Source organism: Mucilaginibacter sp. OK098 (genome assembly GCF_900142915.1).
GTDB lineage: Bacteria > Bacteroidota > Bacteroidia > Sphingobacteriales > Sphingobacteriaceae > Mucilaginibacter.
Genome location: NZ_FRCM01000014.1, coordinates 15,663 through 33,939, shown reverse-complemented (window position 1 = coordinate 33,939; position 18,277 = coordinate 15,663). Strand labels below are relative to the sequence as shown.

Annotated in this window: 9 protein-coding genes; 3 read left to right on the top strand and 6 right to left on the bottom strand. The window is 43.5% G+C overall.

Annotated features, from left to right (window positions below; genetic code table 11):
- Positions 1-11 precede the first annotated feature (11 nt).
- The 3 genes from BUE31_RS29650 (at position 12) to BUE31_RS29640 (ending at position 6,236) form a co-directional block, all read left to right on the top strand.
- Positions 12-1,601 (top strand): SusD/RagB family nutrient-binding outer membrane lipoprotein, encoded by a 1,590-nt coding sequence (locus tag BUE31_RS29650; RefSeq protein ID WP_073407553.1) that lies wholly within the window; start codon positions 12-14, stop codon positions 1,599-1,601.
- A 298-nt stretch (positions 1,602-1,899) separates the two neighbouring features.
- Positions 1,900-2,322, top strand: coding sequence for a DoxX family protein (locus BUE31_RS29645; RefSeq protein ID WP_073407552.1), 423 nt, complete (start codon positions 1,900-1,902; stop codon positions 2,320-2,322).
- A gap of 245 nt (positions 2,323-2,567) precedes the next feature.
- Positions 2,568-6,236: a CheR family methyltransferase gene (locus tag BUE31_RS29640; protein ID WP_073407551.1), complete on the top strand. Its 3,669-nt coding sequence runs from the start codon at positions 2,568-2,570 to the stop codon at positions 6,234-6,236.
- 144 nt (positions 6,237-6,380) lie between these two features.
- On the opposite strand, the gene BUE31_RS29635 is transcribed toward BUE31_RS29640, so the two are convergent.
- From BUE31_RS29635 to BUE31_RS29610, 6 genes are all read right to left on the bottom strand, one after another.
- The gene (locus BUE31_RS29635) at positions 6,381-8,663 is read right to left on the bottom strand and encodes a GH92 family glycosyl hydrolase (RefSeq protein ID WP_073407550.1); all 2,283 of its coding nucleotides are present in this window, start codon (positions 8,661-8,663) and stop codon (positions 6,381-6,383) included.
- Between the two features lie 47 nt (positions 8,664-8,710).
- Positions 8,711-9,718 carry a hypothetical protein gene (locus BUE31_RS29630; protein ID WP_200802008.1) on the bottom strand — a complete coding sequence of 336 codons (1,008 nt, stop codon included), beginning with the start codon at positions 9,716-9,718 and terminating at the stop codon, positions 8,711-8,713.
- Positions 9,719-9,924: 206 nt separating this feature from the next.
- Positions 9,925-12,111: a hypothetical protein gene (locus BUE31_RS29625; RefSeq protein ID WP_073407549.1), complete on the bottom strand. Its 2,187-nt coding sequence runs from the start codon at positions 12,109-12,111 to the stop codon at positions 9,925-9,927.
- A 71-nt stretch (positions 12,112-12,182) separates the two neighbouring features.
- Positions 12,183-12,935, bottom strand: coding sequence for a DUF3823 domain-containing protein (locus tag BUE31_RS29620; protein ID WP_073407548.1), 753 nt, complete (start codon positions 12,933-12,935; stop codon positions 12,183-12,185).
- A gap of 10 nt (positions 12,936-12,945) precedes the next feature.
- On the bottom strand, positions 12,946-14,883 hold the full coding sequence (locus tag BUE31_RS29615) for a RagB/SusD family nutrient uptake outer membrane protein (protein ID WP_073407584.1): 1,938 nt from the start codon (positions 14,881-14,883) through the stop codon (positions 12,946-12,948).
- A gap of 13 nt (positions 14,884-14,896) precedes the next feature.
- On the bottom strand, positions 14,897-18,124 hold the full coding sequence (locus BUE31_RS29610; RefSeq protein ID WP_073407547.1) for a SusC/RagA family TonB-linked outer membrane protein: 3,228 nt from the start codon (positions 18,122-18,124) through the stop codon (positions 14,897-14,899).
- Positions 18,125-18,277: the final 153 nt, after the last annotated feature.

Below are 18,277 nucleotides of genomic sequence, written 5' to 3'. Positions count from 1 at the left end.
TTATTATAACGATGAAAAAATTAAAAAATATAAAAAGTACGATCACGCTTAGTGTGATCGCCCTGCTATCCTTTACTACCTCTTGCAGGAAGGATATGAACGGCCTTAACCAGGATTTAAAACTGTTACCGCAGCCACTGCTGAGCATTGACGGTAAAGAAGCAAGCATATTACTGCCCGGCATGATGACAAATATCGAATCGCCGGTAAATTATATTTACCAGGGCCAGCAGGATCTGGGGCAGGATGAATATGCAGGATATACCACTACCCCTTCGGTTTTTTTGGGTAACGTGAACAATTTTACCTACAGCTTTGTGAGCGATTGGGTTGATTATTGCTGGGATGTTCCACAGCAAAATATACTGAACACCTGGCTGCAGTGGAAATTAAAGAAATTTGATACAAAATATCCCGATCTGTACGGCATAGCCTTAATTTGTAAAGTATTTGGCGCCAGCAGGGCTGCAGATACATTTGGTCCTATCCCCTACAGCAAGATCGGGACAACTGCCGATGTTCCGTTTGATACAGTGCAGGAAGCATATAATGCATTTTTTGCCGACCTTGACCAGGCGATCGTCCTTTTATCAGCTGTTGAAGATAAGGAACCGGATGCTGATCAACTTCGTTTCAAACCGTTTGATAACAGCAAGTTTGGCGGAGATTATGCCAAGTGGATAAGGACCGCCAACACACTGAAATTGCGTTTGGCTATCCGGATCTCAAATATCAACCCTATTAAATCAAAAACAGAAGCGGAATCGGCAGTAAGCAATAAGTATGGCGTTTTGGAAGCTGCCGATGGCGGGTTCTTTATGAATGTATCCGGCGAAAATCCTATTGATGAGATCGTGACATCATGGGGCGATATGCGTTTAGGCGCGCCCGTTGGTTCAATATTAGGTGGTTTAAAAGACCCAAGGCTTGCTAAAATGGCTTTACCTGCTGATGATCCTGCCCTTAACGGCCAGGTTGAAGGGATAAGAACAGGTATCCAGCTTACTACAGGTACCTATAGCAACTTTTCAAAACTTGCAACATCATTTGGTGCACCGCTAAAAATTATGAGTGTGGCCGAAAGTTTCTTTCTGCGTTCTGAGGGAGTGCTTAGGGGCTGGAATATGGGCGGAGGTTCGGCTCAGAGCTTTTATGAAGATGGTGTTAAAGCATCGTTCAATGAATATGGAGCGGGTGGGGTAGATGCTTATCTTGCAGATGCTACCTCAACTCCTGCTGCTTATGTTGATCCTAAAAATGCGGCTAACAATGCGCCACCGCTTTCAAACATCACCGTTAAATGGAATGATGGTGAACCTATGGCCAGGAAGCTGGAACGCATTATTACACAAAAATGGATAGCTATATACCCCGAAGGTTATGAAGGCTGGGCCGAATTTAGAAGAACAGGGTACCCGCAACAATACCCTATAACAAAGAATGATAGCCAGGGCAAAGTAGCAAATGGCGATTTTGTAAAACGGATGCCGTATTCGGCAACGTTTACCAATGCATCAAAAGCCCAGGTTGATGCCGCTGTGGCCAAAGAGTTTGGCGGCGATGACAGCCCCGGCAAACGCTTGTGGTGGGATGTAAATTAAGATAATAGATTGGTTAATTAAGTAAAGTTGGAAATCCCTCTCATCGGAAACGGTGAGGGGGTGTTTTTTTGTTGGATTTTTTTGCGGTCGGCCTTTGGCATTGATCACTAGCAAATGTTAAGAGCGTAACCATATTGGACATTCTCACAAAACCGCCGAAAGATCACTAAACAAGCGGAAAAGATTTTAATAAATTAACGATTAAAAAAATTTACACTTCAATTTACAGTTGTTCTTACGCTTTTACAAACTGGCAGTATTAGCTTAGGCCTAAGTTATATTATTAAAAACTTATTTTATGCTTAAACAACTGCTGTCCTCAAACGCCATTCTAAAAAATTGGATGATCCTGATAAGGATCATCATAGGCATTATTATAGCCAAATATGGACTAGAGATCTTTAACCATGATAAAATGAAGGGAAATGTAGCATGGCTTACAGACATTCATTTGCCGACCCCGGTTTTTATGGCCTATCTGGGTAAAGCCACTGAACTAATTGGCGGGGGTTTATTGATCATTGGATTATGCACAAGATTAGCTTCAATTGCCCTGGTCATAAACATGGCTGTAATTACTTTTTTGATGGGAAAAGGTGAGATTTGGGGTAGCGACCAGTTGCCTTTTTTATTCCTGCTACTTTTTGCAAGTTTCATTTTTTATGGCGCAGGTAAATGGAGTTTTGATTACTTGTTATTTGACAAGAAAAATAAATATTAAAAACGGGATACCCCCTGTACCGATCAGGCGCCAAATAGGTCACCGGCCCTGGTGAATATGTTCCGCCACCCGGATTATTTGCCACCAAAATGTTTATTAGTAATCTTGAAACAGTTTGAATAATAATGCGTTGTTATGAGTGTGAGGTGTACATTTATTTCACATGGTCAATCCTTATTTAAATTGTTATACCTTTAGCTTGTTCAGAGAGCTAATCTTATCCTTACGTCTGCAAATTCTCCAATATGTCATTACATGGTTCCGTCTTTCCCGATAATGTCAATTTAGAAAAACAATTTCCTGTGGTCGGGATTGGAGCATCAGCGGGGGGCATAGAGGCATTTAAGCTTTTTTTGAAATCGATACCTGAAAAATCAGGCATGGCTTATGTATTTGTCCAGCACCTGCACCCGGAATATGATAGTTATTTGCCTGAGATCTTTCAAAAATCCACTAAAATTCCGATTAGTTTAATAGAAAATAATATACATTTAGAACCCGATCATATCTATGTTATCCCTCCAGGTAATATCCTTACCGCTACAGATGGGGTGCTTAAACTGGACCCGTTAAAAAATAAAAAAGTTAAAACTATTGATGTTTTCTTTTCGTCACTGGCCGTTGTTCATCAAAGCTTTGCTGTTGGTGTGGTATTGTCAGGTGCTTTAAATGACGGTACGCTTGGCCTGCAGGTAATTAAATCACACGGAGGATTAACGTTTGCTCAAAGTGAGGATTCGGCTATTTTTGACAGCATGCCCAAAAGCGCTATCAGGTCGGGAGCTGTTGATTTTGTTTTGCCTGCCGGTCAGATCATCGAAAAGCTGATCTCCATTAACCGGCCATTTCGTACAAACTACACGCAATCAGAGATCAAACAAAATGAGCCCGAACAGGATGAAGAAGTTTTCAGGCAGCTGCTTACCGTATTGCGGATCAGGCGTGGGGTTGATTTTACCAACTACAAACAAAGCACTATTAAACGGCGGATGGTACGCCGCATGGCTCTTAATAAATTTGAGGAGCCTAAAGAATATTTAACCTTTTTACGCGAAAATAAAGGCGAGCAGGATGCCCTGTATAATGACATGCTGATATCGGTCACTGACTTTTTCAGGGATCCGAAAAGCTTTGAATTGTTATGCACCTCTATATTTCCCGTACTTTTGCTTCACAAAACCGCGACTGAACCACTCCGGATCTGGGTGGCTGGTTGTGCTACGGGTGAAGAGGCCTATTCAATGGCTATTTGCCTGCAGGAGTATTTAGGAGATAAAGTATCGGCCCGCAAAATCCAAATCTTTGCTACGGATGTATCTGAACAGGCCATTTCGAGGGCAAGGACAGGCATTTACCGCCAAACGGAGCTTGACGGGCTTTCCTCGTTCCAGGTACAGCAATTTTTTAACAAGGTGGATGGTAGCTACCAGGTAAATAAATCAATAAGAGATATGTGTGTGTTTGCACATCATAATTTGCTGAAGGACCCTCCTTTTTCAAAAATAGATTTGGTGAGCTGCCGCAATGTTATGATATACCTGGAGCCTGTACTTCAAAAAAGAGCATTAAACACTTTTCATTATGCACTAAATGAAAGAGGTTATTTACTGATGGGTAAATCAGAAACAATAGGGTCAAGCACTGACCTGTTCTTACCTGTTGATAAGAATCAGAAGATCTACCAGTCGAAAGGCCCGCATGGAAAATTTAGGAATGTAACATCTGAAAGGAGCGAGCAAACATTGAAGGATATAGATCAGGTAAACGCTGACAATGGCGGGGAAAGGGATATCAATAAAATTGCCGACGCCTTATTACTATCAAAATATACACCTGCAGGTGTTATGGTTAACCAGGCGTTTGATATTATTCAATTTCGCGGTAAAACAGATGCCTGGCTCGCAGTGTCGCCGGGCAAACCAAGCTTCAACGTGTTGAAAATGGCCCGTGAAGGCCTTTCATTCGAGATCAGGAACTTATTGCACATGGCTAAGACCAGGCAGGATGCGGTTCGTAAAGAGGGCATTTCATTTAAGGTAGATGGGGGGCAGCAGCAGTATGTTAATATTGAGGTAGTGCAATTGTCAGACAATGAAGAGGCTTATTATTTAATACTTTTCCAAAACAGCATTCTTTCGGGAACTTCATTTTTAGCTGAAAATGGGGCATCGTCCCTGCATCCGCAGGAAAATGTAAATGCATGGGTGCAGCGGATTGATCAGCTGGAAAAAGAGCTGAGCCAAACCCGCGAAGATATGCGGGCTATTACCGAAGTACAGGAAGCTGCCAATGAAGAACTGCAAAGCGCCAATGAAGAGCTGCTATCCGGCAGCGAGGAGCTGCGCAGCCTGAACGAAGAACTGGAAACCTCAACTGAGGAGTTGCAAAGCACTAACGAAGAAATCACTATTGTAAATAATGAGCTGCTTGACAGGAATGATCAGCTGAATAATTCCCGGAGGTATACCGAGGAGATCTTTAATACCATTCATGACCCATTGGTTATTTTGGATAAAGAGCTTATAGTGTTACGCGCAACGGATGGATTTTACAATATGTTCAGGGTAAATGAAGAGGATACTGAGGGCAAATTTGTATATGACCTGGGCAATAAACAATGGAACATCCCTGCATTGCGGCATCAGTTAGAAGATATATTACCGGAACAGGGTTTTTTTAAAGCCTTTGAAGTAGACCATGTTTTTAAAACCATTGGCCGCAGGATAATGCAATTAACCGCAAGGCAATTTGATACCTATACCCATGAAAAATTGACCCTGCTGGCCATACATGATATAACCGACAAACGAAAAGTGGAAGAAGGGCTTGCCGAAGCGGAACGTTTACTGGCTGAAAGTAAGGAAAGACTTCATTTTGCTATTGAATCTGCCGGGATAGGCGCATGGGATTATAACCTGCAAACCAAAGAGCTAATATGGGATAACCGGAACAAGGAACTATTTGGCCTTGAACCCGCAGATGCGGTTGATTTTGATACTTTTTTAAAACTTATTCATTCTGATGACCGCGATGCCACTAATGATGCTATAAACAAAGCCTTGAGCGGGGTAAATGGTGGCGAATTTAATTTTGAGTACCGCACTATTGGTAAAAACAATCAGAAACTGCGATGGATAAAATCAAAAGGTAAAGCTTATTTTGATAAAGATAAAAAGCCCACCCGTTTTATCGGTACCGTTTTAGATGTTTCAATTGAAAAGGAACTGGAGCAAACCACATTGGGCCTGCTGCGAAAAAAGGATGAATTTATAAGCATTGCCAGTCACGAGCTAAAAACCCCGATCACCACCCTTAGAGCATCATTGCAATTGCTGGACAGGATGAAAAATAACCCGTCGCCCATGCTGCCCAAATTTTTGGACCAGGCCAGCAGGAGCGTGGAGAGGATAACTCGGCTAATTGATGAATTGCTGAATGTTAACAGTATGAAAGAGGGCCAGTTAAGGTTAAATAAACACTCATTTCCCATTGCAGATATGCTAAAGGAATGTTGCGGCCATGTAAGGGCGATTGGTAAATATGAGCTGATTGTACAGGGTGATGAAACACTGCTGGTAAATGCCGATGAAGACAGGGTTGACCAGGTAGTGGTTAACCTGGTGAACAACGCCGTTAAATATGCGCCGGAAGGCAAAAATATTTATTTGATTATTGAGAAGGAAGGCAATGCAGTTAAGATCTCTGTTAAAGATTCTGGTCCAGGCATCCCGAAGGATAAGATCCCTCATTTATTCGACCGTTATTACCGGGCAGATTATAATGGTGGCCAATATTCAGGGATGGGATTAGGCCTTTATATCTGCTCTGAGATCATTAAACGGCATGACGGAACCATTGGTGTTGATAGTAAAATAGGCGAGGGGGCAACATTTTGGTTTACCCTCCCTTTGTAAAATCCTGTCATTGCGAGGTACGAAGCAATCGCGAACTATGTAGTTACGCTTTGCAGATTCAACACTTTTCTGCTCGCTCTGTATAGTATGCAATTGCTTCGTACCTCGCAATGACAAGTTTTTGTTAATAATTGTGATTAACCTTTATTTTTCGTTCGACATTGAATAAGGTACATCACCCTTATCAATCCCCCTTTGTTTATTTGGCGTGGCCCGCATCTCAAAATTAAGATCAGCCCCTTCAAGCAATGCTTTGTGACTTAGCCAGTTAAATTGATAAGGTTTGCCATTAACCTGCAGGCTGTTTACATACTTATTTTCGGCGCTGTTTTTGGCAGCGTTAATGATGATGGTTTTACCATTCTCTAAATTGATAGTCAGCTTTTTAAACAGTGGTGCGCCTAATACATACTGGTCGCTGGCCGGGGTAACCGGGTAAAAGCCCATTGCCGAAAATACATACCAGGCAGATGTTTGCCCGTTATCTTCATCACCACAATAACCATCGGGGGTGGCTTTATACATCCTGTTCATGGTTTCGCGCGCCCAGTATTGGGTTTTCCATGGCTCACCGGCAAAATTGTACAGGTAGATCATGTGCTGAATAGGCTGATTGCCATGCGCATACTGGCCCATATCGGCTATCTGCATCTCGCGAATCTCGTGGATCACCGTTCCATAATAGCTGTCGTCAAAAACAGGAGGCAGAATAAATACCGAATCCAGTTTGGCTACAAATTGTTGTTTGCCGCCCATCAGGTTTATCAGGCCCTGGATATCGTGGAAAACGCCCCAGCTGTAATGCCAGCTGTTTCCTTCGGTAAAGGCATCGCCCCATTTAAAAGGATTGAACGGGGTTTCAAAAGAGCCATCCTTGTTTTTGCCACGCATTAAACCGGTTTGCTTATCATACAGGTTTCGGTAGTTTTGGCTGCGTTTTTTATACACTTCAAGTTCTGCAGCGGGGCGGTCTAAGGCCTTGCCAAGCTGGTAAATGGCAAAGTCGTCATAAGCATACTCCAGGGTGCGGGCAGCGTTTTCGTTGATCTTCACATCATAGGGAACATAACCCAGTGTATTATAATATTGTACACCCCTCCTGCCGGCTGCATTTGGCCCTTCATTATTGGCGCCGTGTTTTAAGGCCTCGTACAGTGTTTTAATATCATAACCGCGCATCCCTTTTAAATAAGCCTCGGCAACTACCGATGCTGAATTATTGCCTATCATACAATCGGCATAACCCGGGCTCGACCACTCGGGTAGCCAGCCGCCTTCTTTATAATCATTCACCAGGCCTTCCTGCATTTCTTTATTTATAGATGGATAAACCAGGTTAAGAAAGGGGTACAATGCCCTGAAGGTATCCCAAAAGCCAGTGCCTGCAAAAAGGTAGCCTGGCATAACCTTACCATTAAACGGACTGTAATGAATGTTTTGCCCTTTAGCATCAACTTCATACATTTTATTGGGGAAGAAGAGCATGCGGTAAAGGCAGGAGTAAAAAGTACGGGTTTGATCAATAGTGCCGCCTTCAACACTTAAACGGCTCAGTGTTTTGTTCCAGGTGGCTTTTGCTTTTTGTTCGGTTGTCGCAAAGTTGTCATTTGCAAGCTCACGCTTTAAATTAAGGTCAGCCTGTTCAATGCTTACAAATGATGAAGCAACCCTCAGGTGAACCTGCTCGCCCTTTTTTGTTTTAAAGCTGATAACCGCGCCGGCATGGTCACCGGTATATTCCAGCTTGCCGCCATCGGTTTGCTTATCATGCCAGGCCGATGCCAGCTCAAAATCCTTATCTATATAAATAACAAAATAGTTTTTAAAGTTAGCGGGTACCGCCCCGCTGTTTTTGGTGCTGTAGCCAACAATCTTTCGCTCGCCGGGGATGATCTTTACATATGATCCTTTATCAAACGCATCGATCAGGATATGTGAGCTATCGCTTTCAGGGAAAGTAAACCTGAAGCTGGCAGCCCGCTCCGTTGGTGTAATTTCGGTAGTAACATCATAATCGGCTAAATAAACACTGTAATAATAGGGTTTTGCTGTCTCCGCTTTATGCGAGAACCAGCTGGCGCGTTTACCTTCGTCAAGTATCAGTTTGCCGGTTTCGGGGAAGATAGAGAACATGCCGTAATCATTCATCCACGGTGATGGCTGATGTGTTTGTTTAAAGCCCAGGATCTTATCGGCCTCATAAGTATATTGCCAGCCATTACCCATTTTACCGGTTTGCGGTGTCCAGAAGTTCATACCCCATGGCAGCGCTATCGCCGGGTAAGTATTACCGTTTGAAAGGGCTGGTTTTGAAGCGGTTCCCATCAACGGATTGATTAGATCAACCGGATCAGTAACGTTGCCGGCTGATTGCGCGAATATGGAAAGAGGAAAAAGTAATGCAGCTAATAAAGTAACTTTTTTCATGTAGTACTGTGTTCTTAATAAGAGGGCCTGGGTTGTATGTTAAAGGATTAAATTTTTTTGTAATAGATCAGCTCCCCGGCTTCGCCGCTTGCTGAACCTTGCGATGGAATAAATTGGGTCATAACTATTGCCGGCTGACCGCCAACCGTTAACAAGGTGATGGTTGGATTTGCAAATGCAGCGCTGCCGCCATCGGTATGGATATTTAATTTATCGGCATTGCCGGTTTGGTAATCATACAGGTAGCATCGCCAGGCTCCAAAATCGCCCTTGGTGCCCTGGCCTTCAATTACTCCAAAATTATAGGTTTGGAAATTCAGGTAGCCGTCGCGGTCGCCAATGTTGCCTTTAACGCCCCAGTATAAAATGGCATTATCAATTTGTGGTTGTGCGCCTGCGCTCCAGGAGGTCCAGTTGGTGGTACCGCGTGCCTGGCGGTCAACATCACAATTGCTCCAGTAATGAAAGCCAACATCAACCGAGGTACTGCTTGCCGAATAGATATTGGGTGTGCCTTCTGCACAGGTTGAAAGCGTATGCGGCGCTTCGTATGTTTTGGCAACTGCCCCGTTTTTCAGGTCGGCCCAGCTGTTAAAATAGCTGAATTTAAGATGATTGTTTGGCTCCTGTTCCCACACCATAACAAAACCACCTGTGGAGGTAGCCGCAATGGTAGGTTGTGAGGCACCGCCGGTAACACTTCCTGCAAGTTCACGGATCCATGTCCAGTGAAGCAGGTCTGTTGAGGACGCCACATTTGTTTTAAACGTATCGGCTATCATGGTATGGTATACGCCAATATAGCCGCCCGAAGGGTTTGCTATTATTTTAAGGCAATCCATAGTTTTGCCGGTATTGTCTTTAGCTGCATAAACCTTACCATCGGCAGTAGTTACATTTTCAAGATAACCTCTCAGGATAGCTCTTGGCCCATCAGACGGTGGGGCAGATGGTAGCTGCTGTTTCGTGTTTACATTAACCGTATTGCTTTTTTGGCATGAAATAAATAGCAGCAGGATTGCTATGCTATTTATAATAAATGTGCGCTTTCTCATAAATTTCCTGGTTAATTTATTAACTCAATTTGATTTATTTGCCTCACCCCAAACCCCTCTCCAAAGGAGAGGGGCTTTGACTTCGCTCTCTTAAACCCTCTCCTTTGGAGAGGGCAGGGTGAGGCGGGAATACTTTGCCTTCAAAAAACTCCCGCGCACAATTGCTTGTGCACGGAAGTAACCAACCTTTCCTCAAAAAAGTTCTTTTACCATTGCAGATCAACCTTTATACCATCGGGGTTGTTGGCAAAGCCGAGGTATAGCGTGTTTGATGAGCTATCCCACGATGTTTTAACATCAGTAATGGTTTGTCCTTTGCTATCGGTAACAGTAGTTGCCTTTGCTTCTGCAGGCAACAGTATACGTACGCTGTTTAATGTTTTTACAGGGCTTTTGGCGATAAAAGAATAGCTGCCTTTTTGGATCTTTTCATCATATATCCTGGAAGCTGATGCTAAAACCTGTGGTTTTGTTTTATCGGCAACACGATTCACTACATATAATAATGCCTGTTCGCCGGGGTTAAGCGTTTTTTCGGAAAGTACCGGCAATTGCGGATCAAAAAGGTCAATAACAGGGCCCTTTATGGTGTATGGTTTGCTGTCTGCATTTTCATCAAGTACCGAAACCACATCGTACGGGCCTCTTTCCAGATACAAGCTGTTTTTAAATACCAGCTCGCCGGCTTTGGCATCTTTTTCATATCCCTTTTTTACCAGGTTGATGAACGTATCGTCGTTATTAGCCTGCATCACAAACTCTTTAGGATTTTGCCTTAACACATAAACCGCACCTTTACCAACTTTGAATCTTTCATTCTCTTTTGTTGGTTTTATGCCAAGCAGCTTGAACAGGTGCTGTGATGGCGCTGTAAACTTATTGCCTTTGGTATCCCACCATTCCATTACAGATTGGTAAGGGTCATCATCCCTGCCGCAATAAATTAATACACCACCTTTTTTAACCCAGCTTGTTAATTCGGTATGAATCTCTGCAGATACCGGTTTCATGTTTGAGTAGCTCATCACCAAAACCTTAATGTCTTTTAATGATGCCATATAGCCAAGATTTTCCATGTGCACGGTTTGTACCGGCACACCGCGTTTTAACAGTGGCAACGTTTGCCCATAAAAGTTGGAGAACTGCGGATCTTCGAACCCGTTATGAGTTGGGAAGCGCTGGAACATCAGCGTATTGCTCATTAACACCCCAACACCATTAACACCCGATACCTGGTTGGCTGATTTTGGCATGCTGTTTAAAGCATTAACCATTATCTGCATTTGGGTTGAGTAAAACTGGGGGATCAGGATCTTTTCGTTGCTGCCCAATACAGGGTATGGATGGGTATAAATGCGCTCAGGCCATGGCATTACCTCGTAATCGGCAACCATGGGATATAAAAGTTTGGCGGTAAATGTTGCCTGGTAATTGCGCTTGTAATCGCTCCAGTCATGCACGCGGTCTTCAATAGGGTCTGTTAAAAGGAACATCTTGCGTTTTGTTGGCGCTGTCATTGAAACGGCCGAGCCATATTCAAGAAAGGCATTTTCAAAAACACGTTCTTTTTGGATCCCGTTAAAGTAAGTAGGTTCACGGGCGGTGCCGGTCCACACCTGGGCTATGTAGCCATCAATGCTGGGTAATGAGGCCAGACTTGCTTCCGGGCTTACAATTTGCCATGATGAATAATTAACAAGGGAGTGTGTAGCTATAAAAACCTTAACGTCCACCCCTTTATTTTTGCCGTATGATTTGGCGTATTCGGATACCTGCTTTATAGCGTCATAGTATAAATGATATTTTAGTTTGCTCGATAGATAGGTGTTTTCGGCTGATGCATCCTGGGGTTTCCATGGAAAGCCGTAATATTTTTGCCACTCTTCTTTAAATGGCGCGCTGTATCCTGCGCGCGCCCAAAATTCGGGCTCTTCTAAAAATATAGTGGTAATGTTGGCATCAATCACCCTTTTAACCACAGCCGTTTTCATATAATCAATAAACGATTGTACAGGCACTACATAAGGCATGTTCCGGCCATGCATAATGGTATCGCCCTTAATGGTCACCTGGCCAACGCCAAGGTGGTTTTTGCCATCCCACTTGCCCAAAAAATAATCATAATACTGGCCCCAGGCAATGCCTGTCATAAAGTTTACCTGGTAGCCATGGTCGCGCCATGATTGTACGCGTTGTTCAAAGGTCATTCCGGCGCGATCATTAGCACCATAAACAATGGCAATGTCTGATCGTACATCAATCTCCGGCATCCAGGGGCTGCTGGTTTGAAAAGCGGTTTTTTGGAGAAGCTGCCCGGTAGCCCGGTCATTTTGCTGCGCAAACAGGGAAAATGATGTAACCATCAGGCTATAAAACAGGATAGATCTTTTCATTAAGATAATAATTTATTATAAGTAGCTGTAGGGTAAAAAAAGCAGGGCCGAAGCCCTGCTCAAAATAGTTATCATGGATATTGTACATTAACAGGCGTGCTGTAATTGTATTCGTCGAGACCGGCGTTTATCCTGGCGCCAACCCTGAAGTAAACATCCTGTGCAGGCAATGCGCCGCCAATAGTGGTTATGGTAATAGTTTGCCCTAAAAGGCTGGTACCGGCCGAACCGCTATACGAAACAAGGGCTGAATACCGTGGGTCGTAATTGTTATTACCATCGTATTGGGTATTGCTTACATACAGGTTAATGTTGGTTACATCAAGCTGGTAAGCCGCATTGTCGGTACCACGGGTAATTTTAACCTGGGCAGTTACCGTTTTATCGGCATTAAAAACAGGTTTGCCAACCCACTCAATCCTTAAAAATGGCTGAACTTTAAAGTTAACGGTTGCCGAACCTTTTAAAACAATGGTTTGGCTGGCGTCTGAAGTAACAGTGCCTGTGTTATCGGTTTGTACAATCGGCACAAAAGGCCCTTCTACCGAAATCTTATAGGTTGCGGCAAATAATTTGGTATTGTTAAATGTGCCATCCGGCATCGACTGGAAATAATAGGGCGTAGGGTTAGCGCTATAGCTTGTTTCAAGCAGTTTAACGCGTGTGCCGCCACCGCCAATTTCTGTTTGCACGGTTTGCCCTGTGCCTGCGTCGATAGTACTGCCTGATAATGTAGACGATGGCGGTGCGTAGTTGTCTACCTTGCTGCATGAGCTGGCAACAACCACTACCAGGCACATTGCTGTATAAAATAGCTTTTTCATTTTTTATGTATTAATAACCTGGGTTCTGAATTAAGTTAGTGCTTTTCTGTATAGCGCCTTGCGGAATCTGCTCATAATACCACCTTGGGTCGTAAGTATAAATGTCATTCCTTTCGTCGGTACGCGCGTCAAAGAAGAATTTACCGGCATCTGACGAATAAAATGGCATTAATATTTTATAAATAGTTCCATTTTGCTCCTTGTCAAATATTCTCCATCTCTTTAAATCCCAATAGGTTTTATTCTCAAAGGCAAGTTCTTTTCTTCTTTCCATACGTAAAGTATCAATGGTAAGCGAACCTGTACCGGCTAATAGAGTTGCTCCTGCCCTTGAACGGATCTGGTTGATAACGGTAAAAGCATCTGCCGCATTCGCACCATTAGTACCCGCACTGCCCAGTTCAAGTTCAGCTTCGGCGCGGTTTAATAATACCTCGGCATAACGCATCTCTATCCATGTTTGGGTTTCATTATTTTCCTTTGCCTGTGAAGTTGGCAGGTTCGGATCAAGCCATTTTCTGACAGAAAAGCCTGAAATTGCGCAGGTTTGATCGCCTGTAAAAATTCCGCTTAATCCGGCAGGGTTCATCAACGTTCCGTTTGGTAGCTTATAAGCTGTTTGGGTAGAGGTAGATGAGATTACAAGATTTGTAAGCGGATACTGTGACCTTGATCCGGCCGGCAGCAACGGACTGATCCCACCTGCAGACGAAGCCGTATAAATACCGCGGCGGATCTCGATATTTTGTCCTTTAAAGGCATCACCCGGAAATATCACCGTAGCCCTTAACCTTGGCTCGGCATTGGCAAACAGGTCCATTGTATTGTTGTACATGATGTAGTGTCCGCTTGCATCAAGTGTTTTAAGGGTACCATCGGCATTTTTAGGTAAGCCGCCAAACATCTCCACAAAATTGAGCGTTGGGTTTACTTCGGATGAATAGCCATTTGGCCCTATCAGCTGGCGGGGAACATTGTAAGCATCATAACCGTGTACCGAGTTTGGATAATTGTATTCGCGTACAAAAATATTCTCCTTGCTTGCCGCATCAAAAAACAGGTTTATGAAGTTCTGATATTGCGCGGTTTTGTCTGTTGCAGACCATGCCGATAGATAAAGGCTATAAACGCCATCCAGCATTTTTGCTGCATCATAGGCCTTTTGAAAATACGAAGCTGCAGCACTTGCAGGGATACCGCAAAGCTGGTTCTTATTAGCATCAAATAAGGTAGCGGTGTTATACTTCGCTATAGAACCGGCGTATAACATAGCTCTTGACTTGAATGCCGCTGCAACATATTTATTTGCACGGCTTCCATCACCATAATCAGTATTTACTGCAGGCAGGTTAGCTATTGCAAAATCGAAATCGCTGCCTACCTGGTCCCAAACCGCCTGTTCAGATGAACGGGGCACTTTAAGATCAGTAACATCAGATCCCGGTGTGTAATTTAAAACTGTATTTACAATTGGAACACCGCCTACTCGTTTTACGAGTGCAAAGTAAGTCATGCCGCGGATAAAGTAAGCTTCGCCAAGCCAAGCATTTACCTGTGCTGTGCTGTAAGTGCTTGCGTATTTAGGCAAGGTTTGAATAAAGTAATCACAATCGTGTATTATAGTATATGAACCTCCCCAGAAACCCCAATTCCATCCACCAAGATTTTCCTGCATCGAGCCTGTTTGGTCACGGCTTAATGCTTCGCCGGTTGTAGCCGGAGTAGGGCTGATGATCCAAAAAAAGTTTAATCCTCTTTGAGGTGAATACCTGAAATCTTCAATAGGCAATTCGCTGTAAAGGCGTGCCATATAAGCCTGGATCCCACCGTTTGACGTGAAAACGTCCGGATCCTGGATGATATTTTTAGGAGGGATATTTAGCTTTCTGCAAGCCGAGATCCCCGCCATTAAGAATACCAATAATATTAAATATTTATATTTTTTCATGATCTGTTGCTGATTAGAATTTGACATCCAAGCCAATGTTAAACAATTTGTCGAGCGGGTATAAATAACCGTAAGTACCTGATGGATGTTCCGGATCGACGTATTTTACATTTGTGATAGTAAACAGGTTATAGCCGTTTGCAAATATCCTTACCCCCCTAACGCCTATTACCTTTAATGCCCTGCCTGGCAAGCTATAGCCTATTTCAGCACTTTTTAGCCTTAAATAAGCCGCATTAACAAAATTGAATGATGAGTTGGTATTGGCAGTTGTGCCGGTGTAGGCAAATTTGCCTGGTACCCATACGGTATTCGGGTTGTAAGGGTCAGCAGTCGGATCAGCCGGATGCCAGTCGTTTGTGAACTGTGTAAGGGCACTGCCACCACCCCAAAGCGGGATGTTTAACTGCTCGATGTATGAAACGCTGTACATCCCGGTTCCCTGGAACAACAGGTTAAAGTCAAGGCTTCCATACGAACCGCCAAGGGTAAGGCCGTAGGTTATTTTGGGAATTGCCGGCCCGCCGTTCGGATTGCCGCCATAAGCTATAGGATGCACATCATTGCCATCAATTTGCCCATCGCCATTCCAGTCCTGGTAAATGTAATCACCTACTACTACAGCCCTGTTAGCATAAACCGGGCTGTTTAAAATTTGCTGATAGTTCTGATATTGTCCCACGCTGCCATAACCCATCTGGATTCCCTGGTTCCTGTTGGTATTCATACCTTGCCAATCAAGATAGGAATTGCCTTTTTTGGATTCAGCAAAAGTGGTGTTCATGGTATTGGTATACAGGAATGTGCCCTTTACGTTATATCTGAATTTACCTATGCTGCCTCTGTGACCAACTTCAAAATCAAATCCTTTGGTCCTGTCGCCATTTAGGTTGTCCTGTGGCAGCGGAGCTCCGAGCACATCGGGTACTTGCAAAACTGCTGATGCAAGCAAACCCTTCCTGTCGCGGATAAAATAATCAAATGTGATGTTGAATAGCCCCTTCCATGCATCAATATCAATACCCGCATCAAATGTATGTGAGGTTGACCAGGTGATGTTAGGGTTAGGAATCCCCTTGCTTTGAACAGCATTTATGAACGTATTGCCAAACACGGCGCCACCAGGCAACTGGTTATTTGAACCACCTGCCGGATAATTGTACCCGGTTAAAAACTGATAGTATAATGAGCCGTCATCACCCAATACACCATAAGAGCTGCGAAGCTTTAAATTATCAATAAATGATAAGGCAGATGAATTTTTCCAAAATTCCTCTTCAGATATGCGCCATCCTAAGGAAGCTGATGGGAAAAATCCCCATCCCTGGCTTGGTGCGAACCTTGACGACTTATCATCCCTGAAGCTAAACTCGGCCAGGTATTTACCCTTATAGTCATAAGTGACACGACCTACAATTGAGTTTGTTGCATATTGGTATAAAGCGGTATTGCTGCCGTCCTGGCTGGCATTCTGGTTTGATGCATTACCCGCAATTATCTGGTCAACAGGTATTGCAAGTTGTCTGTAGGCGCCAAAGTTATCACCGCTTTGCTCATTTCCTTCATAAAGCAACAGCGCCGTTATGTTATGCGCCCCGCCAAAAGTATGCGCATAATTAATGGAGAACTGATCTGTATTTTTAGGATAATCATAATATTGCCTTTGTACAAACGCTGGCGAATTATTAAGCGATGGAATGTATGTTTTTGTTGCATCATCATAACTATAAAGGTTATATGATTTTTGGAACAGTTTATTGTCCTGGATCTGTTCATCATAGCTATATAAACCCTTTATAGAAAGGCCCGGAACAAACGGCACTTTATATTCAATGCTTAATGATCCGTCAAAGAATTTATTGGTTTGTGTGCTATAGCCGTTAACGTCCGAGCTTCCGTAGGCAAGGGGGTTGCCACCATCAACCGTGCCATTAAACAGGTACAGAGGGTTGTTGTTGGCATAAAAAGGCTGGGTAGGTAGCTCGCGCCAGGCTTCCCTGGTAGTGTACCAGAATGACTGTGCAGGCGAGTTCTTTTTATCAGAAATGGCGCTCATATTTAAATTAACAGTAATGTTTTTACCTACTTTACTGGTGATATTTGAACGCACGTTGTAACGCTTGTAATTAAGATCGTTGCTGGCTAAGATCCCGTCCTGGTCGGTAAAGCCGCCACTTAACAGGTACTGCGTATTTTCAGTGCCGCCGGTTGCCGTAAGGTTATGCTGTTGCTGCATTGCCGACTTTTTGAAAGTGGCATCGTACCAATCAGTACTTTGTTTGGTGCCGTTGGCGTAAGCTGCAAAATCTGCCGGGGTATAAACCAGGTTTCCACCGTTAGCCTGGTGCAAAGCCTGCTGGTTAACAAGCGTCATGTAATCTGTAGCGTTTACCGGTTTGGGTAAACCCGAGGGTACCTGCCAGCCGTAAGTTCCGGTATAGCTAAGCTGAAGCATTCCGGGTTTTCCTTTTTTTGTGGTGATGAGGATTACACCATTTGCAGCCTTAACACCGTAAACTGCGGCAGAGGCGTCTTTTAGAACTGAAATACTTTCAACATCGTTCGGGTCAAGCCGCGAAAAAATGTTACTTGTACCTACATTGTTATCGCCATTGCCGCCGGTAACAGAAAAGTTAGGTTGTTCAACACCATCAATTACAATTAGCGGGTTGCCCATGCCGCGGATTGAAATGTTGTTTGAAAAGTCTCCAGGTTCAGATGTGTTTTGTACCACCTGTAAACCTGCAACCTTACCGGTAAGCATGTTTTCAATGTTCTCATTTTTGGTAGTTACAATCTCATGGCTGCTTACCGAGGTAACGGAGCCTGTTAAGGAGGCCTTTTTTTGCGTACCATAACCTACCACCACAACTTCATTAAGTGTTGAGGAGGCAGGCTCCAGCGACACATTGTAAGTTTTCTGGTCGGTAATCTTAATGTTTTTTTCCTCATAGCCTAAAAATGTGAACACTAGTATTGCTCCTTTATCAGCAGCGATGGAAAATTTCCCGTTAATATCCGTAATCGTGCCGGCAGTTGTGCCTTTAACTTTTATGGTTACGCCTGGAATGGATTGCCCTTTTTCGTCATTAACTGTACCTTGTACCGTACTTTGTGCGAAAGTGGAGAGGGAGAGAAGTAAAAGCATGAACAGTGTCCCGTATCTAAACAGTCCCTTCATGAATTTACCCCGATGATGGACGTCATAGCAGCCACCATAATTGGTAAAAGTTTTTTTCATAAAATAAATTAATTGGTTTATAATAATTTCTCGCCAATCAGAAAATAGAGGCTGGTTAACCCCCGGGTTCTTCAATTGGTGAAACAATATTAAATGGGACGGTATTAAAGGATGGGTTAAAAAAGGGGTTAATAGCGTTAAAATTTCATTAAC